At 55.9% G+C, this 20,402-nt stretch carries 22 protein-coding genes and 2 pseudogenes; 17 read left to right on the forward strand and 7 right to left on the reverse strand.

The window, feature by feature from the left end; genetic code table 11:
• Nucleotides 1-128: 128 nt before the first annotated feature.
• Nucleotides 129-677 carry a SecY-interacting protein gene (gene syd / locus BN1129_RS16960; RefSeq protein WP_042038111.1) on the forward strand — a complete coding sequence of 183 codons (549 nt, stop codon included), beginning with the start codon at nt 129-131 and terminating at the stop codon, nt 675-677.
• An 88-nt stretch (nt 678-765) separates the two neighbouring features.
• On the opposite strand, the gene BN1129_RS16965 is transcribed toward syd, so the two are convergent.
• The 7 genes and pseudogenes from BN1129_RS16965 to BN1129_RS23555 all read right to left on the reverse strand — a co-directional run bounded on the left by BN1129_RS16965 (nt 766) and on the right by BN1129_RS23555 (nt 4,115).
• The gene (locus tag BN1129_RS16965) at nt 766-1,551 is read right to left on the reverse strand and encodes a Zn-ribbon-containing protein (protein WP_042038113.1); all 786 of its coding nucleotides are present in this window, start codon (nt 1,549-1,551) and stop codon (nt 766-768) included.
• Nucleotides 1,552-1,556: 5 nt separating this feature from the next.
• Complete coding sequence (locus BN1129_RS16970) at nt 1,557-1,862, reverse strand: hypothetical protein (RefSeq protein ID WP_042038114.1); 306 nt, start codon at nt 1,860-1,862, stop codon at nt 1,557-1,559.
• A gap of 100 nt (nt 1,863-1,962) precedes the next feature.
• Nucleotides 1,963-2,199 carry a DUF2789 domain-containing protein gene (locus BN1129_RS16975; protein WP_042038116.1) on the reverse strand — a complete coding sequence of 79 codons (237 nt, stop codon included), beginning with the start codon at nt 2,197-2,199 and terminating at the stop codon, nt 1,963-1,965.
• A gap of 136 nt (nt 2,200-2,335) precedes the next feature.
• Nucleotides 2,336-2,635 (reverse strand): DUF3301 domain-containing protein, encoded by a 300-nt coding sequence (locus BN1129_RS16980; protein WP_042038118.1) that lies wholly within the window; start codon nt 2,633-2,635, stop codon nt 2,336-2,338.
• A gap of 74 nt (nt 2,636-2,709) precedes the next feature.
• Complete coding sequence (locus BN1129_RS16985) at nt 2,710-3,738, reverse strand: DUF3549 family protein (protein ID WP_042038119.1); 1,029 nt, start codon at nt 3,736-3,738, stop codon at nt 2,710-2,712.
• Nucleotides 3,739-3,822: 84 nt separating this feature from the next.
• Nucleotides 3,823-3,942: pseudogene (locus BN1129_RS23550) on the reverse strand (IS5/IS1182 family transposase); the annotation flags it as partial.
• Nucleotides 3,943-3,971: 29 nt separating this feature from the next.
• Nucleotides 3,972-4,115 (reverse strand): hypothetical protein, encoded by a 144-nt coding sequence (locus BN1129_RS23555; RefSeq protein ID WP_157013450.1) that lies wholly within the window; start codon nt 4,113-4,115, stop codon nt 3,972-3,974.
• 209 nt (nt 4,116-4,324) lie between these two features.
• Here BN1129_RS23555 and BN1129_RS16990 point away from each other — a divergent pair, with 209 nt between their 5' ends.
• From BN1129_RS16990 to BN1129_RS17055, 16 genes and pseudogenes are all read left to right on the forward strand, one after another.
• On the forward strand, nt 4,325-5,125 hold the full coding sequence (locus tag BN1129_RS16990) for a LuxR family transcriptional regulator (RefSeq protein WP_042038120.1): 801 nt from the start codon (nt 4,325-4,327) through the stop codon (nt 5,123-5,125).
• Nucleotides 5,126-5,354: 229 nt separating this feature from the next.
• A complete protein-coding gene (hcp1, locus tag BN1129_RS16995) occupies nt 5,355-5,873 on the forward strand; it encodes a type VI secretion system effector Hcp1 (protein ID WP_042019066.1) in 519 nt (172 codons plus the stop codon).
• Nucleotides 5,874-6,161: 288 nt separating this feature from the next.
• Nucleotides 6,162-8,072, forward strand: a pseudogene (locus BN1129_RS17000) (type VI secretion system Vgr family protein); the annotation flags it as partial.
• Nucleotides 8,073-8,153: 81 nt separating this feature from the next.
• Entirely contained in the window at nt 8,154-9,089 is a 936-nt protein-coding gene (locus BN1129_RS24260) for a cytotoxic necrotizing factor Rho-activating domain-containing protein (RefSeq protein ID WP_280136039.1), read from the forward strand.
• Nucleotides 9,090-9,098: 9 nt separating this feature from the next.
• Nucleotides 9,099-9,908, forward strand: coding sequence for a DUF4123 domain-containing protein (locus BN1129_RS17005; protein ID WP_042038122.1), 810 nt, complete (start codon nt 9,099-9,101; stop codon nt 9,906-9,908).
• The gene (locus BN1129_RS17010) at nt 9,908-11,857 is read left to right on the forward strand and encodes a T6SS phospholipase effector Tle1-like catalytic domain-containing protein (protein WP_042038124.1); all 1,950 of its coding nucleotides are present in this window, start codon (nt 9,908-9,910) and stop codon (nt 11,855-11,857) included. The genes BN1129_RS17005 and BN1129_RS17010 overlap by 1 nt, the downstream gene beginning before the upstream one ends.
• A complete protein-coding gene (locus BN1129_RS17015; RefSeq protein WP_042038126.1) occupies nt 11,857-12,558 on the forward strand; it encodes a DUF2931 family protein in 702 nt (233 codons plus the stop codon). The genes BN1129_RS17010 and BN1129_RS17015 overlap by 1 nt, the downstream gene beginning before the upstream one ends.
• Before the next feature lie 8 nt (nt 12,559-12,566).
• A complete protein-coding gene (locus BN1129_RS17020; RefSeq protein WP_042038127.1) occupies nt 12,567-13,265 on the forward strand; it encodes a DUF2931 family protein in 699 nt (232 codons plus the stop codon).
• A gap of 71 nt (nt 13,266-13,336) precedes the next feature.
• The gene (locus BN1129_RS17025) at nt 13,337-13,951 is read left to right on the forward strand and encodes a DUF2931 family protein (protein ID WP_244463073.1); all 615 of its coding nucleotides are present in this window, start codon (nt 13,337-13,339) and stop codon (nt 13,949-13,951) included.
• Nucleotides 13,952-13,959: 8 nt separating this feature from the next.
• Complete coding sequence (locus BN1129_RS17030) at nt 13,960-14,658, forward strand: DUF2931 family protein (protein WP_042038128.1); 699 nt, start codon at nt 13,960-13,962, stop codon at nt 14,656-14,658.
• A gap of 26 nt (nt 14,659-14,684) precedes the next feature.
• Nucleotides 14,685-14,834: a hypothetical protein gene (locus BN1129_RS23895; protein ID WP_167335291.1), complete on the forward strand. Its 150-nt coding sequence runs from the start codon at nt 14,685-14,687 to the stop codon at nt 14,832-14,834.
• Nucleotides 14,835-14,994: 160 nt separating this feature from the next.
• Nucleotides 14,995-16,362: a tetratricopeptide repeat protein gene (locus BN1129_RS17035; protein WP_042038129.1), complete on the forward strand. Its 1,368-nt coding sequence runs from the start codon at nt 14,995-14,997 to the stop codon at nt 16,360-16,362.
• A gap of 318 nt (nt 16,363-16,680) precedes the next feature.
• Nucleotides 16,681-17,016: a YqcC family protein gene (locus BN1129_RS17040; RefSeq protein WP_042038130.1), complete on the forward strand. Its 336-nt coding sequence runs from the start codon at nt 16,681-16,683 to the stop codon at nt 17,014-17,016.
• 70 nt (nt 17,017-17,086) lie between these two features.
• Nucleotides 17,087-17,827: a tRNA pseudouridine(65) synthase TruC gene (truC, locus tag BN1129_RS17045; protein ID WP_042038132.1), complete on the forward strand. Its 741-nt coding sequence runs from the start codon at nt 17,087-17,089 to the stop codon at nt 17,825-17,827.
• A 90-nt stretch (nt 17,828-17,917) separates the two neighbouring features.
• The gene (locus BN1129_RS17050; protein WP_042038134.1) at nt 17,918-18,358 is read left to right on the forward strand and encodes a flavodoxin; all 441 of its coding nucleotides are present in this window, start codon (nt 17,918-17,920) and stop codon (nt 18,356-18,358) included.
• Nucleotides 18,359-19,085: 727 nt separating this feature from the next.
• On the forward strand, nt 19,086-20,360 hold the full coding sequence (locus BN1129_RS17055) for a maltoporin (protein ID WP_042038136.1): 1,275 nt from the start codon (nt 19,086-19,088) through the stop codon (nt 20,358-20,360).
• Nucleotides 20,361-20,402: the final 42 nt, after the last annotated feature.

Here is a 20,402-nt window from a genome sequence, read left to right on the forward strand (position 1 = left end):
GCAGCCTGGCCCCAGGTCGGTGCCGCGGGAGGATAGCCGCCAAGTAGCGGTGTCTCGCGCTTCACCTTGTCTGCTCACGGCTTTGATGGTGCAATAGCGGACTTTGGCAGCAATTGTGGGGAATTTCGATGTCGGATCAAGTCTTGTCTGCCCTGGAACACTTTTTTTTACGCTGGCAGCGTGATGGCGAGGCAAGGCGAGGACTGCCCCTGTGTGAATGGGAGGCAGACTGGCGCTCCCCTTGCGAGCTGGATGAGCCCAGAGAAGGGCGGGTCGCCTGGCGTCCGTATCAGCGCAGCGAACCCGCGGATTTCACGGCCATGGCCGATGCGCTGGAGCTGGTGCTGCATCCCGCAGCCCTTGCCCTGTTTGGCCACTGGTTCAGCCGCCCCATTCCCTGTTCCTACAAGGGGTTGCGCCTTGAGTTGATCCTGCCGTGGAACGAGGCGGATCTGGACCTGCTCAGGGAAAACCTCATCGGCCACCTGCTGATGCTGCGCAAGTTGAAGCGTGCGCCATCGATCTTCATCGCCACCACCCGCCACGAGATGACGCTGATCTCCCTTGATAATGAGAGTGGCCAGGTGTGGCTGGAGTGGCTCGACTCCGGTCGCCGTCTGGTGCTGGCGCCCTCCTTGTCCGCTTTTCTCGCGCGGCTGGAGACCTTGCCGCAATAAGGGGCCTTGCACCAATTCGAACGAAAAGAGCCTTGCCGCTTGGCAAGGCTCTTTTTCATTGCCCCTTTATCACAGGTTGGCGTGGCGCCTAATCCTTGAAGTCCCAGGAGAGGTTGGAGATCAGCCGGCAGGGATCGCACTTGAAATCGAAGATCTCGTGCAGCGGTTCGGCTAGCGCCCACTCGCCACCGCAGCCAGGGCAGGGGCGGGCCTTCTCTTCGGCGGCGCTCAGCCCGCCGACCCGGTAGAGATAGTAATAGGTAGGAATGCCGCTCAGGGCCTCCAGCCGCTTGCCGAGATCGCTGCCACGGCGTTGCAGCCGGCTGCCTACCTCGCCTATTTCGTGCAATGCCGCGTGTTCGGCGATGGAGCCGTTCATCTGCAGCTGATCACACGCCTCCCAATCCTCCTGCCACTTGATGATCTGCTTGTGGTCACCGTTGGCAATGGCGGGCAGCCGATAGAGCGGTATGGGGGCGAAGTGGTCGCCACAGCGCAGTGGCGAGCAGGTGTGCAGGAAGCTGGTGTAGAGCAGCATCCAGCTCGGCCGCTCGTCGGTGTGGCCGCAAGGATCCGTGCTATCGGAGAGCAGATCCACGCCTTGCAGCTGGAGTTTTGGCGCGAGCAGTCCCGCCTGATTGAGCTGCTGTTCGGCCAGTTTGACCTGCTCGCTCTGGTTGTCCGGGTGCAGGCTGTCCTGCTCGGGGCAGACTACCCGGCTGATGAACTGACCCTGCTGCATGCTGGTGGGAAACTCCCGGCCAAGGATCTGGCCCTGATAGCGCAGCATGTCCAGGTAGTTGACGATGGCCCGCTCGGCCTCACCGAGGGAGGTATCGCGATAGCATTCAAAGCTGAGTTCGAGAATGTACATGGGGCTCAGTCCGGCTGGCGTTGAAGCAGCAGGGTGGTCAGGCGATCGACCTTCTGCTCGAGCCGGTTGAGCTGCTCGCTCAGCTGCTGCAGGTTGACGGCATCGGCCGCCATCTCGGGCTTGGCAACCGTAGGCGTGGTGGCCGCGGATGATTCTGTGGGCTGGGGTTGCTGTTTCCACTGGCTCAGCACCTTGAGCAGCTCGGCCATGGGCACGGGCTGGCTGAGGCGAGCCTTGACCATGGCGGTGGAGGGGGTGATCCCCTTCGCGGCCAGTTCGTTGGCAATGCGGATGATCTCTTGGGCGGACATGAGGGCTCCTGCGCAGGATGGCGGTAATACGGGCTGGACGGGGCACAGAGCTTAACCAAACCGCCTTCGTCTGGAAAGCGGGCTGGCGAGAGGAGGAGGCTCAATCGCTCTGGCGCAGCCGCACATCCAGTTGATCGATGGCTTCTGACCAGTCCGCATCATCCCAGAGCGCATCGCGCAGGAAGTTGGCCTGGGATTGGGTCCAGAAAGCGGCCTCGGGCAGCAGGGTCTGATTGTCCAGCCTGTGTTCGTGGATGAAGCGGTGTTGGCTCAACTCGTCGTTGGCCAGGCCAAGCTGGGCAAACAGGGCGGACAGGTCGTGGGTCAGGAATTCCATCTCATCTCTCCCGGGAGGCATTCCTGAAAAATTATAGGTCCGGATCCGTGCCGGCTTGCTATTGCGATGGCACACGTTAGAGGCAAAGTGGCTGGCCCGACTTGGTCTCTGGCCAGCGGGAGCCGCACTGGCTGGCTTACTGGGATGGCATGCGATGGGGGGGCAGGTCGACGCCGACGATGTGCAGTCCCTGCATGCGCAATTGTCCCTGATAGTGGCTCTCACCATCGCTGGAAAATTCAAACTCGTAGTAGGTCAAGAGCCGCAGCGGTTGGTGCGCCAGCGCACGGTGGCTGCGTGCCAGCGACAGCAGCTGCAAATCGTGATGCTGGCAGTAACGGCGCATGTATTGCCAGGCGAGCTCGGCCTGGCGGCGCTGATGCCAGAAGGCTGCGCCGATGAAGATAAGCAGCAAGATACCGAGCATTTCACCCATCGAGGGCTCCTTCTGTGTGATGTGGCCTTGTGTGGACCGGGTGGCGAGCCACCCGGCCGCTATTCCATCGACCGTTACGCTGCGGCAAACAGGCGACCTATGGCCTGACCTAGCGCATCGCTTCGCGCCGGATCCCGCAATCTGGCCAGCATATCATCGCGCAGGGCTGGCAGGGTCACCAGCTCGGCAAACACCTGATTGAAGAACTGGGTCGGTTGCAGCGCCAACTGCTCCAGGAACAGACCGAGCAGGTTCGGCACCTTCAGGTCGGGCCAGAGGCGACCGGCGATGGCGAGCAGCAGGGCCGGGCTCGGCTGGGTTTGCAGCAGGGTCAGCAGCTTGTTGGTACGCATGGTATTGCCGTTGCACGAGGCCAGCGCCCGGCACAGGTAGGCCAGTGTTTCGGGGTCGGGCTCGGCGCCCTCCTGCTCCTTGCCGATGCGCTCGAACAGGGCACCCTGCACGGCCGGTGGCAGCGGGACATTTTCCAGGCTCTGGCACAGGGCGTAGAGCGGCGCCTGGGGCAGCTTTGGCAGCGCCTTGCACACCAGTGACAGATTGCGCTCGTCCTGCAGCCGCTCGGCCATGTCGGCGAAGCCTTGCAGGCCCAGCGCCTGCCAGCCTTCGTCACCGGGGGCTGCCAGATAGTGACACAGGGCGTCGTAGTAGGCGGAAGGGGCCTGTTCCAGCTGGCGGGCCAGCTTGGCATGCAGGCTGGCCATCTTGGCCTCGGCCGGGCGGAAGGTGTAGGGGTTGTCGGCCAGTCGCTGGGCCTTCTCTTCATCCAGATCACCGGTCAGCTTGTAGCCCAGGGTCTCGACCACCTGATCCATGAAGAGTTTGGGGCCGCTGCCGATGAGCAGGCCGCGCTCATCGAGCGCAAACTTGAGGAACCAGAGGTAGTGCCTGGACTCCGCTGGCTGGAAGAAGTGGACGCCGAGCCAGGCGTGCTGTTGCAGGGGCCAGGGATAGGGTTCCTGCTGCTGCTCGATGCGCACGAAGGTATCGCTCGGTAGCGGCCGCACCTGACGACCCATGTCGAACAGTTGAAACTGGGTATCGGCCTGGGTCAGAAACTCGGTCAGCGTGTTGATGGTAGACATGATGTGATCCGGCTAAGGGTGATGCGGGCCGATTATAAAGCGGTTATATCAGATAGCCAGTGAGGAGCAGACTTCGGCCCACCGCCCGTGATGGAACCCGTTGTTCATGGCGTCGGCATCAACCCGGAAGGTGAGAGCGCCACGGTTAATCAGAGACTTGTTGTATTAAGACCTGTGGGTGATGGGGTGAAGCGCCTTGCCCATGGATGCAGACTTGAAAGGAATGGTGGTGATCAGATCACCGCCTTCTCAGTTAATGCCATTCCAACCGCATCGATTTGGGCAACAATGCCGGTTGGCACTGCTCCTGCCGCCGTTACCAGCCCCGAAGCGAAACGGGCATCTGCACGACGTACCGTTATGTCGAGAATGGGCAAGCGCGCACCTGAACCGGTCAGGGCCGCACGCCCAAATACCTGGCTGCGCAGCTCGCGCAAGACCGTCAGATTGACGAGTTCCTAATCCAGGCCTGTGGGCTCATGCCGATTGATTGCGTAGCCATTTTCTTATTTCCTGGTGAGGGCGTGTGCTATCTGTTTGATTGTTGGTACTATTTAGTACGTTTTATCGCATGTAAGCTGAATGCTTGACCACTACCCCGTTTCATTTTCTCAATACTGCCGACGCACTGACGCTCATCACCCAGTTCGACACGGCCACTGACGAGCACACCATAGTCGCGCTGTTGCGCGCCCTCAGCCTGCAGATGGGCTTTGACCACTTTCGGCTGGGGTTCATCTCGCCAAGCTCTATCCAGCGTCCCGAGGTGCGCATTTTCAATGGCTGTCCTGCCCCGTGGGTGCAGACTTATGACGAGAAGGGATTTTTTACTGTAGACCCTGTGGTGCGCAAAGGGATGACGCAGAGCACGCCGATCCTGTGGGCTAATCTCATCACCGAGTGTTGCGACCAACAAGATATCGATGGGCTTGAGGTGATGCTGCAGGCACATGATGCTGGTCTGCGTGATGGCATCACGATCCCCTGGCATGGGCCTAACGGTCATGTAGGGCTGCTCTCTCTTATCACGCGGACACCACGCACTGAACATCAATGGCTTGGCGCGGTTCCTTTTCTTAGCTGGCTATCAAGCCATGTCTTCGAAGCCGTCGCACGAGTGTGTTCGTCAGCAATGCCACCGCGTGACCCTTTAAGCTTGCGGGAGCTGGAGGTATGCCAATGGGCGGCAGAGGGGAAACAGGTGAGCGATATTGCCCAGATATTGGGCATCACCCCTAGAACGGTGACCTTTCACCTGGAGCGTATTGCCGAGAAGCTGGGAGCTAGCAATAAAAGCCAGGCGATATCCTGGGCGCTCAAGCAGGGGCTGGTGCGGCTCAATATCGATGCTGCGTTAGTGAGGAACGTTGATGAGGATGGTCAATGATTCTGTTTTGTGCAATAAATTGCTCACATTACAGATTAAATTGCTGCATGCGCAACATTTGACGATGTATCTTGGTTGTTTGAGCGAGAAATTGCTCGTGGCTGAGTGTTCGGTGTGTGGTCTGGAAGGTAAGTGACTGATAAATAAGAGATCTAAAAAGTGGCATGGTCACTGCTAAGGGTTTGGTCGAGTGCTAGTTCATTTAACCAACCTATTTAGGAGCATACACATGCCAACTCCATGTTATATCAGCATCGAAGGTAAAACTCAGGGCAACATCACTGCCGGTGCCTTCACCTCCGACTCCGTCGGTAACATCTTCGTACAAGGTCACGAAGACGAGATGCTGGTGCAAGAGTTCAATCACCAGGTAACTGTACCGACTGACCCGCAATCCGGTCAGCCTGCTGGTCAGCGTGTCCACAAGCCGTTCAAATTCACCGTTGCGCTGAACAAAGCTGTGCCGCTGATGTACAACTCCCTGGCCTCTGGCGAGATGCTGCCGAAAGTGACCCTGAAGTGGTACCGCACCTCTGTGGAAGGCAAGCAGGAGCACTTCTTCTCTACCGTGCTGACCGATGCCACCATCGTTGACATCGACTGCCAGATGCCGCACTGCCAAGACCCGGCGAAATCCGACTTCACCCAGCTTATCCAGGTCTCTCTTGCTTACCGCAAGATTGACTGGGAGCACACCGTTGCCGGTACCTCTGGTGCTGATGACTGGCGCGCCCCGATCGAAGCGTAACGGGGTACACAAGGGCACTGCTTGCGGTGCCCTTTTTGCCATCTGCGTGTTTGACGGGGATCTCCTGCCGCTTGCTATTCACTTTTCCATCCCGGCGATTTTTTCTTATGCCTGTTTGCTCTGCGCAAGTGGGCACAAGAAAAAAGACGAGTTCACGTCTTGCTGCACGCCGTCAAGGGCGTGCGGCAGCCATGGTGTCAGAAACGCCGGGGCGATGACGGATCTCTCACACAGTTTGAATGGCTCCCGATTGTGCGGGGCCGCATGACATCTCAGGGGCGCTCACCGATGGCAGACAGCACAGGATTACAATTTACCGTTAAGGTAGGGGCCTTGCCCGAGACCACCTTCGTGGTGGCCGAGTTTGCGCTGGAAGAGGCACTGAACGGGCCGTTCCAGTTGCGATTGGAATTGGCGAGCCCGGAGCCTGACGTCGACGTTGGCGCCGTGCTTGACCAGCCCTGCGAGCTGATGGTGTGGTACCACGGCGAGCTGCAGCGCCGGGTATGCGGGGTAGTGAGCGATTTTGCGCAAGGGGACAGCGGCTTTCGCCGTACCCGCTATCAGCTGCGGGTGCAGCCGGAGCTGTGGCGACTCTCGCTTCGCCAAAACTCCCGCATATTTCAGGCACAAAAGCCTGACGAAATCCTCTCCATTTTGCTGCAAGAGCACGGCATCACCGATTACGCCTTTGCGCTGAAAAACGAACACGCCCAGCGTGAATACTGCGTCCAGTATCGAGAAACCGACCTCGATTTCGTTAACCGCCTTGCTGCCGAAGAGGGGCTGTTCTACTTCCACGAGTTTGAAGCAGGCAAGCATCGTATCGTCTTTGCCGACGATGCGGCGGCATTAACAGCTGGCCCCGAGCTCTTTTTCAACCTCGGCAATCGCTCGCTGGAACAGGGCGCCTATGTGCGCCAGTTCCACTACCGAGAATCAGTGCGCCCCTCAGACGTGGAGCTCAAGGACTACAGCTTCAAGACCCCGGCTTACGGTCTCTCCCAGAAGAAAATGGGGGCTGAGCTGGAGCACCAGCGCGACACTTACCAGCACTTTGACTATCCGGGCCGCTACAAGCAGGACGGCAGTGGCAAGGCCTTTGCCCAGCACCGGCTCGATGCCCTGCGCAATGACGCGGTCAGCGGCAGTGGCAAGTCCAACAGCGCGGCCCTGCTGCCGGGCCAGACATTTTCACTCACCGAGCATCCGAACGGTAACCTCAACACCGACTGGCAAATCGTCCGTATCCGCCACACCGGCGAACAGCCACAGGCGCTGGAGGAAGAGGGCGGCAGCGGCCCGACCGTTTACCACAACGAATTTGGCGTAGTGAAAGCGAGTACCACCTGGCGCGCCCGCATCGGCAGCCCCGAGGCGCCCCACAAGCCAATGGTCGACGGCCCGCAAATCGCCAGCGTGGTTGGGCCTGAAGGGGAGGAGATTCACTGCGACGAGCATGGCCGGGTAAAACTGCAATTCCCGTGGGACCGCTACGGCAGTTCCAACGACCAGAGCTCCTGCTGGGTGCGGGTGAGTCAGGGCTGGGCCGGTGGCCAGTACGGCATGATGGCCATCCCGCGCATCGGCCACGAAGTCATCGTGAGTTTCCTGGAAGGGGACCCCGACCAGCCCATCGTTACCGGTCGCACCTTCCATGCCACCAACCGCCCCCCTTACGAGCTGCCCGCCAACAAGACGCGCACCGTGCTGCGCACCGAAACTCATCAGGGCGAGGGCTTCAACGAGCTGCGTTTTGAAGACCAGGCGGGGCAGGAAGAGATTTACATCCACGGTCAGAAAGACCTGAACGTGCTAATCGAGAACGACGCGGCCTGGCATATCAAGCATGACGAGCATCGTGATATCGACAACGAGCGGGTGACCCGCATCAAGGCCAACGACCACCTGACAGTCGAGGGCGAGAAGCGCGACCACATCAAGGCTGACTATTCGCTGACGGTGGATGCCTCCATGCACCAGAAGCTGGCTCAGTCACTGCTGGTTGATGCTGGCAGCGAAGTGCACCACAAGGCGGGCATGAAAATCGTGATGGAGGCCGGGGCCGAACTGACCCTGAAAGTCGGCGGCAGCTTTGTGAAGATTGATGCCGGTGGTGTCACCCTCTCTGGCGGCTCCATCAAGATGAACTCTGGCGGCAGCCCCGGTTCTGGCTCGGGCTGGGCAGGGCAAATGCCCGGTTTGCCCGGGGCGGTCAAGGTGCCGCCAGTACCACCAGCGACTATCCCTGCGAGTGCTATTCAAAAAAGCATGGAGTCCATGGCCCCGCTAGTGAAGCCATGTGCTTTTTCAAATGATTCAGTCAAGTCCCTAGGTGCTCCTTTGTCTGCCTCTAGGGGGAGCTCGACTCAAACGTCGTTTAAGCCAAACAAAAATACAGAAAGGTTAATGAGGGGGTATATATCGCCTTTGCAAACACGCGGCCTATTAGTTGGGGATGCATCCCATTCTATTGAACTCAAGTTTGACGTTTGCCGTGTTGATGCACTAGTACAGCTAGATATGCCGAGGCCTTATAGCAGCGAGGATGCGTTATTTAGTGATAAAATTATAACATCTACAGGTGAACAGGCGACTTCATGTGAAGGTGGATTGCAAATCGGATCCTATTGGGGGAAAGAAACGCTAGGAAAAAATGTTTCCTTGATCAATGTAGTCAATGGTACAGCAGGGACAATAGGCATTCGTCTTGAGCTTAATTCCTTAGTTGATGGATATCCTGTTATCGTTACTTCTGGTGCATTGAGTGGTTGCACCATGATGTATGCTTATGACCATGAATTTTTCTATGCCTACCATACAGGTCAACCTGGTGGTATGGATTGGAAAACTGGAGTTGATGGTATTACGACGACAGCAGCATGTCACACAGTGTTGACTGGGCGTAACACCGATGTATTGATCAAGCACAATAACTCGTTACTTGATATCTTTAATTCCTACGAAGGGGCAATCATTACTTATATGGGTAAAGAGGGAACTGTAATTAATAAGACTAGCCCCAGAGTTGTAATATTCGATTATAACCAAGCCAAGACTACCAGTAGGGCTCCTCGAGCTGGTTATGCCTATGCTCTGCTCGCCCGCTCAGGAAACAAACTCAAGATAAAGGGATTGTCTGAAGACGTCTTGATCAGTTTAAAAGATAACAAGATCACCCAATTAGCCAGCAAGAAAATTAAATTTATCTCCTAGAGGAAGTGTATGTCACCTTTTCCACTTAACGATGAGAGGTTTATTGCATCAGATGCATGTCAGCGTTTTGCAATTGTTGATGCAGTTGCAGATCATCAAGCAATCTTGTCGTTTTGCGAACAAGGTGGTAGAGATGCTTGTCCCCTGTTTGCTGGCACTGCCTTTGCCGATCAAGCTGAACAAGGTCCTTGGTTACTGCCCTTTCCCTCAGGTGAGTTTATTGTTGCTCACCCACAACTTCGCGGCTTTTATTTCCTTAGTAGCGAACCTGTGAATGTTGTTCAGAAGCATTGGCAAAGCCTGATAGAGGTGGCGTTTGAAGGGGAAGTGATGTGGCTGCGTTATGCCGATAATCGGGTCTTTCCCAAGATGCTGGCCACCATGAGTCAGCAGGAGCTCGATGATGTGCTCGGCCCCTGCTCCAGCCTGTGGGCTAACGACAGCGCTTGGCTACGCACGCCTGATGCCGAATTTACTCCCCGCCAAGCACCCTGGTTTCGCGTCCAGCCTCACCACCTGGCACCGCTGTATGACGAAAGCCGTCACGCCTACATCCTCTCGCGCCACTTCTGGCAGCGCATGGAGGATATGATGGCGCGTCATCCCAATCCGGAAGCCGCAATTGCCACAGTCCTCAAGCAGGCCAATCAAGGTGGGTTAGAAGGTGACGTCCTTGATGGCATTGTGGCTGGCGCTCTCACGTTGCAGGCTAATATGGCGCTCGATGCCATCAGAGCACCATTGATGCTGACTAACGACGAACTGGCTCAGGTGAAGAACTGGCTGAACAAACACCCTGAATTGATAGGAGCCGTGTAATGGCTATCAGCGCCCACTGCATCCCCTGTGAGCAAAGTAACTGCTGGATTGAGATAGACGTTCGGGATGAACAGAACCGCTCGTTCAAGGGGCAAAAAGCCACCTTGACCGACGCTGCAGGCAAAACCCAAACCGTGACCCTGAAAGACGGTCCAACCCTGGTACAAGGCTTTGCGGTCGGTCCGGTGACGGTCAAGCTGGAAACCCAGCCTTGGTTGAAAGCCGCCCAGTCCCGTGAAGCCCTAAAAGAAGGCGAGACCAGCAAGGTCCCCCCCTATACCGACAAGCTCTTCGGACACTGCGATATGAAGCGTGAGCTCGTCAAGGTGACCACTGGCGACCTTTGCCTCACCGACCCCGAGCAGCCGCTACCGGAAGGGCATCAAGCAGGAAAAGCCCAGCCCCCGCGCTTTATCACCAAGCACTCCTATGTGATTGAGGTGAAGGGCTATCAGCTGAATATCCTGCGTATCGGGGTGTTCTTTGATGGCACCGCCAACAACACCTTCAAGCACAAGGGGGGGAAAAGCGCATTGGAGGAGGCCTTGGCGCAATGCAGCCCGGAAGAACAGCAGATATTGCTGGAGCAGTGTTTTGAAGGGGCGTTGCCTGATGGTCTGAATAACAGTGAGAAGAACGACATCACCAATATCGGCAAGGCTCATGACTTGTATCTCCCCCCAAGTAAGCGGTCTCTTATCGTGAAGGTTTATGTTGAGGGGATAGGCACAACCCAAGGTGAGGATGACACCGGTGTGGGTCTGGGGGCTGATAAAGGTAAGACCTCCAGCGCCTCCCGTGTCGAACAGGCTTGTCGTACCCAGATTGTTGCAGAAATAAAAGAACAACTTGAGAGCATACTGCCCACCATCGAGTGCATTCATAAGGTCGAGTTCGATGTCTTTGGCTTTAGCCGAGGCGCATCTGCCGCTCGCCAGTTTGTAAACCGTATTGACAAGAAGGGCGATCACCCTCTGGTGGAGGCCATGGCCGCTGACCCCGATATTCCCTTGAAAGCGGGCTTTGACTGGGCCAGTCGTGATGATGTGCGTATCCAATTTGTCGGGCTGCTTGATACCGTGGTCAGCTCCTATCTGTGGGGCAAACGTAGCGTGGTTTTGGATCCTGACTGTGCCGAACGAGTGGTGCATATCGTGGCGGCTGACGAGTGGCGTTATCACTTTGACTTGACCCGTATCACCGACGATGCCGCAGGCACCGCAATCGCGGAGAGTTTTACCGAGGTCATTATTCCCGGCGCCCACTCTGATATCGGAGGGGGCTATTACAGCCGCTGGAGTTTGCGTGATCCCAACTATGCGTCACCGCTGATCACTGAAAATAGCGTGATCGGGACCTTCAGTTCCGATGAGTTGCCGCACATCCATCCAGCCGATGCCCAGGCGTATCGGGATGCCAGTGCCTATGCCAAAATGCGCGCCGGACAAGGCTGGGCTAAAGGCGTTGTGTCTCTGGCTAGCGATAGTGATGCCACTCAGCTTGGCTATCTGAATGTGCGCCCCAGGTCACTGGGCCCGATCACTGGCAGCCAAACTGGAGGCCATAGAAACATCTGCGTCGATGTGGTGCTGTACCGGGTGGTGGAAGGGGAGTATTCACGTATACCGCTGCACATGATGGTGGAAGCGGCGAGGGATGCCGGAGTACCGTTCGATAAATGGGATCCTACCGATAAGGGATTGCGGATGGACAGCGCTCTTTCATACCCCACTGTGAACCTGGCCAAACTCGATGAGCTATGGGTTGATGTGGCCAAACGGCGCGGAGAGGTGATCAACTTGGCTCGTCGCTTACCTGACGAGGTGTACCAAAAGTTGCGACAGGATTATGTGCACTACAGCGCAGATACCGGGCTAGTTAACAAGCCCAATAGGGTTAGTGACAAAGAGATCCGCAAGCTGACGGGTAATAAAAAGGGAGGTTATTAATGCGCTGGATTCTCTTATTGCTGCTGTTGCCATTAGTCGCAGCCTGCCAAGCTGCCCCCACAGGCCCCAAACAACTGGACTGGCGCCATATGGTGGGGTCCAACGCTGATCAGATATGGGTGAATGAAGTCCTTTTTTATCGTCAGGGCAAATTGGTAGATGCCTCAACCAACGGAGCGTCTAGCCGAGTTGATACAGAATCGCTTCGTGAAAGGGACTATCGCTGGTTGATCACTGCCGGTCGCCGAGATATTCACCCGGCTCCAGATACAGTTGAAGTAGAGTGGGTTTCATTTCATGACAAGAAACGCTATCGGATTAGCTTGGCGTTGCCAGCAGAGCTGGAAAGCATGATTGCACAACCTTATCGCATCAAGGTGAGGGATGAGTGGCGTGAAGTACGCCGAGATAACATTGGCTTAGGTATGGCCACCGGTGGCTATGTGGAAGCGTTTTTAACCAATGCCAAAGTGAAGCCTGATATCCTGCTGGCTAGGGGGATTGCCAAAGAGGTCACAGATGACCCCTATGATCAACGTTTCCCGCTCGCCAGTCAGTTTGAAAATCGTTGGGCTGATTTTGACGAAAACTACAGCAAAGCTTATCAACTCTATCCAGTTCCCAGTGGTATGGCCTGGGCCCCGGTCATGGACGCTTACCGAGCGGCGCAGCCCAAGACAGATACAGACCCAGTGCAATGATGGCTTCCATGCGCTGGATTCTATTATTGCTGCTGTTGCCGTTAGTCGCAGCCTGCCAAGCAGCCCCCACAGGCCCCAAACAGCTGGATTGGCGCCATATGGTGGGCACCAATGCTGATGAATTATGGGTGACGGAGGTGCTCTTTTATCGTCAAGGCAAGTTGGTGGATGCCTCAACCAATGGGGCTCTACGCTCAGTTAGCGCCAACTCGTTAAAAGAGAAAGATTACCGCTGGAGCATAGGAAAGGGGCGCCGTGATATTCACCCCGCCCCCGATCGGGTAGAAGTGGAGTGGATTTCATTCCACGACAAAAAGCGCTATCGCATTAGCCTGGCGTTGCCAGCAGAACTGGAAAGCATGATTGCGCAACCTTATCGCATCAAGGTGAGGGATGAGTGGCGTGAAGTACGCCGCGATAATATTGGCTTAGGTATGGCCACCGGTGGCTATGTGGAAGTGTTTTTAACCAACGCCAAAGTGAAGCCTGATATCTTGCTGGCCAGGGGGATTGCTAAGGAAATTCAAACCTCGCAAGACAAGGAAAATCCCGTTACCAAAGTATACAAAGAGTGGTTCGACGATTTTGATAAATCATACGGTGACGCCTATCAACAGTACCCCACCCCCAGTGGCATGGCCTGGGCCCCGATAATGGACGCTTACCGAGCGGCACAGCTTAAGACTGATATAAACCCAGTGCAATGATGATGCGCTGGTTATTACTGCCATTACTGTTACTGGGGTTGGTGGGATGCAATGACAACGGTCCGACCAAGATGGATTGGAGCTACAGCGTTGGGTCCAATGCAGATGAAATCTGGCATACCCGCGCCCTGTTTTCTCGAGAAGGTGTGAGAACGCATGAGTCGAGTAATGGAACCGTGTCTGCTGTGAGCGAGCTGCTGTTAAATGAAAAGAGCTATCGCTGGTTTGTAGGAAAAGGCCGGAGTTTTTACGGTCAGCCAGTGCCTGACAAGGTTGAGATCGAATGGGTGTCGTATCACGACAAGAAGCGGTATGGCATCACGCTGGATCTGCCCAAGGATCTGGGCAAGCAGATGGCGCAGCGTTACCGCCTCAAAGGGGAGCGAATAGCACAGCGTAACTACGTTGTGTTGGGGCTTGCCCCTGGAGGATATGTAGAGGTGTTCTTGAGAAGCCTCGATCCACTGCCTGACGCTCTGATTGCTAGTGGTATGGCCCATGAAGTGACTGACGATTGGTATGACAAGAAAGTCCCACTCAATCGGCAGTATGGGATTGATGAGTTCACAGAGCGATTTGGTGCTCTCTACCAGAAAAACCCTATCCCTACCGGTGAAGCATGGGCTCCTATCATGGAAGCCTACCGTGCAGTGCAGCCCAAGACAGATACAGACCCAGTGCAATGATGGCTTCCATGCGCTGGATTCTCTTATTGCTGCTGTTGCCGTTAGTCGCAGCCTGCCAGGCTGCCACTACCGGCCCCAAACAACTGGACTGGCGCCATATGGTGGGTTCGAACGCTGATGAGTTGTGGGTGACGGAGGTACTCTTTTATCGTCAAGGCAAATTGGTAGATGCCTCAACCAACGGAGCGTCTAGCCGAGTTGATACAGAATCGCTTCGTGAAAGGGACTATCGCTGGTTGATCACTGCCGGTCGCCGAGATATTCACACGGCTCCAGATACAGTTGAAGTAGAGTGGGTTTCATTTCATGACAAAAAGCGCTATCGCATTAGCCTGGCGTTGCCAGCAGAACTGGAAAGCATGATTGCGCAACCCTATCGCATCAAGGTAAGGGATGAGTGGCGTGAAGTACGCCGAGATAATATTGGCTTAGGTATGGCTAGCGGCGGCTATGTGGAAGCATTTTTAACCAGTGTCAGAGTGACACCTGATATCCTGCTGGCCAGGGGGATTGCTAAGGAAATTCAAACCTCGCAAGACAAGGAAAATCCTGTCACCAAAGTCTACAAAGAGTGGTTCGACGATTTTGATAAAGCATACGGTGATGACTACAAGCAATACCCCACCCCCAGTGGTATGGCCTGGGCTCCGATCATGGATGCCTACCGCGCCGCACAACCCAAGACGGATACCGATCCGGTCAATTGATTTAGATAGCCGTTTAAGAGGTATCAATGAAGCAGTACCAAAACTGGTTAGCCCAGTATCTGAACTGTCGTCGTGATAACGATCATGCCATGGCTGCAGAGTTGGCAGAGAGCATCTGTGCCTTCCTGCTGGCCAGAGGCGATAAAGCTGAGTATGCCAAGTGGCAGAAGGCCTAGCAGGATCACCTGCAGCAAACCACCTGATAGGCAAGGCTAATGGCCAGGGAAGGCGCCGCATCAGTTTTGTGCCCATCAGGTGGCTGCGTAGCATAACGGATCAGCCAGAAAGACAGCAGTGCCTCATCCATCACTTTTTCACTATGCGAAGAATTTTCTCATGACATATCGAGCCTTATGGCTGGCGCTAGCAGCCAGCATGATAACCGCCTGTTCTTCCACTGCGTCACGCACTGACGCCGAGTTATCCCAAGCCGCCACTCAGGGCAATGGCAAGGCTCAATACGAGCTGGCCAAACGTCTGGCGGCCCAACCTGATTACCCCAATGCCATGCACTGGATGCAGCAAGCGGCTGAGCAGTCGGGCCCCTTGGCCGCTGATCAGCAGATCCGCGCTAACGCCGCGTGGCAAGTGGGTGACTGGTATCAGGCTGGGCTCGGTGAGCCCAAAAATCCGGCGCTTGCTACCCAGTGGTGGCAACGTTCTGCGCGGCTTGGCAACACCCATGCCAGCTATCGGTTGGGATTGATGTGCCAGGAGCAGCATCAAGGCAAACTGGTGAGTGAATGCCTCGACTGGTTCGAGCAGGCCGCCAAGCGGGATCATGCCGAAGCGCAGTTAGTCCTGGCACTGTGGTACAGCAAACAACCGGGTGCTGATGTTGATGCCGTCAAATGGTTAGAAAAAGCGGCAGAACTGGGCAACCGTGATGCCCAGTACCTGCTGGGTCAGCGCTATGAAATGGGCAAAGGGGTTGCCAAACGGCCGGATATTGCCCAGCGCTGGAATGATAAAGCCGCTGCCCAACAGCAACCGGACGCCTTGTTGCTGCAAGCTAAACAGGCGCTTCCTTCTAATGCTTTCGCTGCCTATCAGCGCGCCGCCACTGCGGGCTCTGCCGAGGCTGAACTCTGGCTAGGGATGGCATATCTGGCAGGGGAGCAAGTCCCCGCAGATCCCGCTTTGGGGCGCTATTGGCTGGAGCTGGCAGCCGGACACGGCTCCCACGAAGCCGAGTACCAACTGAGCTTGCTGCAGGTAGACCGGGAGCAGCAGGCCCACTGGTTAACGCTGGCCGCTGACGGTGGCGTAACCAAGGCGTGGTTTGAGCTGGCGGAGTTACAGCAGGACCAAGGGGCTTTGGAGCAAGCCAGAGCCAGTTATGCCAAGGCCGCTCAACAGGGACACACGGCAGCGCAATACGCCTACGGTGAAATGCTGCGTTTGGGCCAAGGTGGCAAAGAGGATTACACGCTGGCTCTCAAGCAGTATCGCCTGGCCGCTCAGCAAGGTGACCGCATGGCCCAATACCGGATGGGGACGCTGCGTGAGAAAGGTCTGGGGGCACCGCGCAACCGGATACATGCCTACGCCTGGCTCTCCTTGGCCGCCACCGAAGGGATGCATGAAGCCATGCAGGCCCGTGACGAGCTGGAGGCCGCAATGACCAAACCGGAAGTCAAACAGGCTCAGAAGTTGTCGGAGCATTGGTTTGGCAAGATGTCATCAACGGCTAAGAAAAGCTAAAAAAAGAACATAGCAGGACGTGGCCCGATGAGCGCTTCCTGCTTGTTCGAGCCCATGAATCCATCATGGACCGACGTGGTTCTGGCAGATCCGTTCGATGGTCCGCTGCTTTCACCTTGTTCTGCACTGTATGCGCCAAGGCGCGTTCAGCATGATCACCTGCATAGCTTGGCTCTGCGTCCAGCTTGTCAATGGAACATGGCAGAGGGGGAGGGGGACGGTGTATAGTAGCGCCCTTTTTTGATGAGCTCGGCCAGCCAGTGTCTGTTTTACAGGGGAGGCTGACCGGTATGTGGTCATGAGCAAGAGGACGACGAGATGAATCAATATTTGCTGGTAGCCGGCCTGTTGGGTGAACTCACCGCCGAGTTGCAGCGGCTGGAGCGCTGGCAAGATGAGCATCCGGGTGAAGAGGCCCTGGCGAGCGAGCTGCCATTTTGTGTCGATACCCTGAGCTTCGATCAGTGGCTGCAATTTGTGCTGATCCCGCGCATGGAGCAGCTGGTCATGCTGCAAGCGCCGCTGCCCACCAGCGTTTCCCTCTATCCCATGGCGAGCGAAGTCTACAAGAACGAGCTGGCCGAAATGGCGAGCCTGCTGCGCCTTATCGCTCGCTTCGATCTGCTGCTGACCGGTAAGGTGGTGGAAAAATGAGCCTGACTCTGCGCGATCAAACGCAGATGTTGGCTGGCGCGGCCCTGTCGGGTGGCGGGGTGATGGCACCATGAAACTGACCCTGCTCTATCAGGATGACTGGCTGGTGGCGGTCAACAAGCCGTCGGGCCTGCTGGTGCACCGCAGCTGGCTCGACAAGGCCGAGACCCGCTTCGCCATGCAGATGACCCGGGATCTTATCGGTGGTCGCCACGTCTATCCCGTGCACCGCCTCGACCGCCCTACCTCCGGCGTACTGTTGTTTGCACTGGATCCTGCGGTGGCCCGCACCCTGACCGAGGCGTTTGCCGCCCGTCGGGTGCACAAGGAGTATTTGGCGCTGGTGCGGGGCTGGGCCCCGGAGCAGGGGGTGATCGATTACCCCCTCAAGGAGCAGCTGGACAAGATAGCCGACGCCATGAGCTCCCCGGATCGCCCGGCCCAGGAGGCGGTCACCGCGTTTCGTCGCCTGCACCAGGTCGAGTTGCCCCATGCGGTTTCCAAGAAGCACCCCACCAGTCGTTACAGCCTAGTCAAGCTGTTCCCAAAAACCGGTCGCAAGCATCAGCTGCGCCGCCATCTGGCTCATCTGTTCCACCCCATCGTCGGGGATACCAGCCATGGCGATGGCCGCCACAACCGCTTCTTTCGCGAGCAGCTGGGGTGTGAACGCCTGCTGCTGGTGGCCCGCAGACTCAGTTTCGAGCACCCGATCCTCAAAGTCCCGATGCGGATCCAGGCGCCGCTGGGGCCAGACGTATTGCAACTGTTTGCCGAGCTGGGCTGGCCCGCCAGCGAGAGTGACTACTGATCTTCCCCTGGCTTGCTCACTTGAGGCAGGGTGTTGCCTTCGACCGGGTTGTGGCATGCTGTAACGCCACGTCAGTCAAAGGAATCTGTTATGGCTCAGATAGATATAGTGGTTGGAACCGTTTATGGCGCGGCCATGCTGGTTGCCGAGACGTTGGCTGCGCAGTTGCAGCAGGCGGGACATGAGTGCCAAATCTTCGATGAGGCAGTGCTGGAAGACCTGGATCCCTCCCGCTTTCTGCTGGTGATCACTGCCACCACAGGGCAGGGCGATATTCCGCCCAATCTGCAACCCTTCGCCGCCGCCTTGGCCGACCGGGCTCCCTATATGAAAGGGTGGCGCTATGCGCTCATCGCCCTGGGCGATAGCAGCTATGAGCACTTTTGTGGGGCTGGCCGTCAGTTGGACGGCCTGTTGCAGGAGCTGGGAGCAAGGGTGTTGTTACCCCGTCTGGAGATAGATGCCACCGTCGACGATGAACCGGAAAAAGTGGCGCTGGCCTGGCTAACCGGTTGGGAAAATACGCTCTAGTTTCCCCAGGGCGAGAGCATGAGCCGTTTTTTCGTTCAATCAGATGATAAAGCAGGTAGGAAAGCCAGTATTAGGCAGATTTTTCATACATGAACATAGCGAGCTTGTACAAAAATAACACACCTGATGTGCTTAAAGCTGAACAGGGTGTTGGTTTAATATAATTAAATTAACATTTAAATAACTCATGCTCTCACTCTGAGCTTTCCCCTCCTTGTGTTCTTTATATGTCCCCTGTTGGTTTGACCACGGGGGATGTTTATTTCCGGGACAGACAAGCCTCAACTGACCATATTTTTCGCCTTTTATCCGGCTATTTTTCTGGCATCCCTTCGCTTGGCCGAGCATGTATTTCTGTCATGACAGACATGCAAGAAAATTAAAAGTTCCGCATTGAAAGCGATTTCAGTCATGTTTTTGTCATTGATTTGGGTGTTTTCATCTTAATAATTGAGGCGAATTAATGGTTGGCATCGTTTTCAAAGCTTTATTGTTTTCATTTTTTTATCATTAATGGTGAGTTGTTGCTTGTTTTTTGCTTTTGGCATCCCATGAAACCCTCTCTGGTATGAACCGGGTAGTTTGTCGCCATTCTGTGAATCAGCTCATGTTTGTCACGAAATTGGCTACCTATAATCGACCCCGGTTATCACCTAAGCGTTTTTATGGTGATAAGAACTTGAATATCAGGATCACACTCCTCTCAGCGGGAATAAGGAAAATGAAAATGAAAGCAAAGTGGCTTCCGATCGCTGCAGCAGTAACCGCAGCCCTGGCTTCCCAAGCCGCCTTCGCGGTTGATTTCCACGGCTATATGCGCTCTGGTGTCGGTACTTCCGACAACGGCAGCCTGCAAACTTACGCCAAACAGAAAGTAGGTCGTCTGGGCAACGAAGCCGAGACCTACGGCGAAGTACAGCTGGGCCATGAGGCCTACAACAAGGATGGCAAGTCCTTCTACGTAGACTCCATGTTTGCAATGGTTTCTGGTCAGCAAGGACGTGACTGGGAAAGCACAGGCGGCGACGATGCCGACTTTGCTCTGCGTCAATTCAACGTTCAAGCCAAAGGTGTTTTGGGCTTTGCCCCAGAATCTACCCTGTGGGCCGGTAAGCGTTACTACCAACGTCACGACATCCACATCACAGATTTCTATTACTGGGATGTGTCTGGTGCCGGTGCTGGCGTAGAAAATATCCAAGCTGGTCCGGGCAAGCTCTCTTTTGCATGGCTGCGTAACGACCCGTGGGAAGATTACGACAAGTTTGTTGGCGGGGTTGGTGTAGACGAGCGCGTTAACACTGACGTGCTGGACCTGCGTTATGCAGGCATCCCGCTGTGGAAAGATGGTTCTCTGGAGTTGGGTTATAACTACGCCCGTGGCAATCTGACCGATGAGCAGAAGTCCGTTCTGGGTGACAAGGAATTCGAGAGAAATGGTCACATGGTGACCGCAGAGTTGACCCAATCCATGCTGGGTGGCTTCAACAAAACCGTTGTTCAGTACTTTGCTGATGGTTATGCCGCTCAGGCGGTTGAATATGGTAGCGGTTCTGGTAGTGGCTTGAGCCAAGCTGCCGCCAAGGGCGACGGCTGGCGTTTCATCAACTGGGGCGTGCTGCCGGTGGGTGATAAAGTCGAAGTTGGTCACCAGCTGGTCTTCGGGACTGCCAGTGACATCGACAATAACAGCGCTGACAAGGAAACCTTCTCTGTAGTCGTTCGTCCGATGTATAAATGGAACGATACAATGAAGACTATCGCTGAGCTTGGTTACCACCACGATAACAATAAGCCGCACAACGGTACCGAAAGCAGTGATATCGGTAAGAAGTATACCCTGGCACAAGCCTGGTCCGCCGGTTCTGGTTTCTGGGCCCGTCCGGAAATCCGTGTTTACGCTTCCTATTTGGATGCTGATGGACAGTTCCGTCCGGATTCCAATGGCGTGAAACAGGATGACGTTTGGACCTTCGGTGTTCAAGCCGAAGCCTGGTGGTAAGCTGTTCATGACATGATTACAAGCGCCCCCGCATGACGGGGG

It is taken from the genome of Aeromonas popoffii (assembly GCF_000820025.1).
Taxonomy (GTDB): Bacteria; Pseudomonadota; Gammaproteobacteria; order Enterobacterales; family Aeromonadaceae; genus Aeromonas; species Aeromonas popoffii.

What these genes read in the sequence shown, in the direction of transcription:
- syd (WP_042038111.1), top strand. Translation starts at nt 129, where the DNA reads ATGTCGGATCAAGTCTTGTCTGCCCTGGAACACTTTTTTTTACGCTGG.
- BN1129_RS16965 (WP_042038113.1), bottom strand. Translation starts at nt 1,551, where the DNA reads ATGTACATTCTCGAACTCAGCTTTGAATGCTATCGCGATACCTCCCTC.
- BN1129_RS16970 (WP_042038114.1), bottom strand. Translation starts at nt 1,862, where the DNA reads ATGTCCGCCCAAGAGATCATCCGCATTGCCAACGAACTGGCCGCGAAG.
- BN1129_RS16975 (WP_042038116.1), bottom strand. Translation starts at nt 2,199, where the DNA reads ATGGAATTCCTGACCCACGACCTGTCCGCCCTGTTTGCCCAGCTTGGC.
- BN1129_RS16980 (WP_042038118.1), bottom strand. Translation starts at nt 2,635, where the DNA reads ATGGGTGAAATGCTCGGTATCTTGCTGCTTATCTTCATCGGCGCAGCC.
- BN1129_RS16985 (WP_042038119.1), bottom strand. Translation starts at nt 3,738, where the DNA reads ATGTCTACCATCAACACGCTGACCGAGTTTCTGACCCAGGCCGATACC.
- hcp1 (WP_042019066.1), top strand. Translation starts at nt 5,355, where the DNA reads ATGCCAACTCCATGTTATATCAGCATCGAAGGTAAAACTCAGGGCAAC.
- BN1129_RS24260 (WP_280136039.1), top strand. Translation starts at nt 8,154, where the DNA reads ATGGCCCCGCTAGTGAAGCCATGTGCTTTTTCAAATGATTCAGTCAAG.
- BN1129_RS17005 (WP_042038122.1), top strand. Translation starts at nt 9,099, where the DNA reads ATGTCACCTTTTCCACTTAACGATGAGAGGTTTATTGCATCAGATGCA.
- BN1129_RS17010 (WP_042038124.1), top strand. Translation starts at nt 9,908, where the DNA reads ATGGCTATCAGCGCCCACTGCATCCCCTGTGAGCAAAGTAACTGCTGG.
- BN1129_RS17015 (WP_042038126.1), top strand. Translation starts at nt 11,857, where the DNA reads ATGCGCTGGATTCTCTTATTGCTGCTGTTGCCATTAGTCGCAGCCTGC.
- BN1129_RS17020 (WP_042038127.1), top strand. Translation starts at nt 12,567, where the DNA reads ATGCGCTGGATTCTATTATTGCTGCTGTTGCCGTTAGTCGCAGCCTGC.
- BN1129_RS17025 (WP_244463073.1), top strand. Translation starts at nt 13,337, where the DNA reads ATGGATTGGAGCTACAGCGTTGGGTCCAATGCAGATGAAATCTGGCAT.
- BN1129_RS17030 (WP_042038128.1), top strand. Translation starts at nt 13,960, where the DNA reads ATGCGCTGGATTCTCTTATTGCTGCTGTTGCCGTTAGTCGCAGCCTGC.
- BN1129_RS23895 (WP_167335291.1), top strand. Translation starts at nt 14,685, where the DNA reads ATGAAGCAGTACCAAAACTGGTTAGCCCAGTATCTGAACTGTCGTCGT.
- BN1129_RS17035 (WP_042038129.1), top strand. Translation starts at nt 14,995, where the DNA reads ATGACATATCGAGCCTTATGGCTGGCGCTAGCAGCCAGCATGATAACC.
- BN1129_RS17040 (WP_042038130.1), top strand. Translation starts at nt 16,681, where the DNA reads ATGAATCAATATTTGCTGGTAGCCGGCCTGTTGGGTGAACTCACCGCC.
- truC (WP_042038132.1), top strand. Translation starts at nt 17,087, where the DNA reads ATGAAACTGACCCTGCTCTATCAGGATGACTGGCTGGTGGCGGTCAAC.
- BN1129_RS17050 (WP_042038134.1), top strand. Translation starts at nt 17,918, where the DNA reads ATGGCTCAGATAGATATAGTGGTTGGAACCGTTTATGGCGCGGCCATG.
- BN1129_RS17055 (WP_042038136.1), top strand. Translation starts at nt 19,086, where the DNA reads ATGAAAGCAAAGTGGCTTCCGATCGCTGCAGCAGTAACCGCAGCCCTG.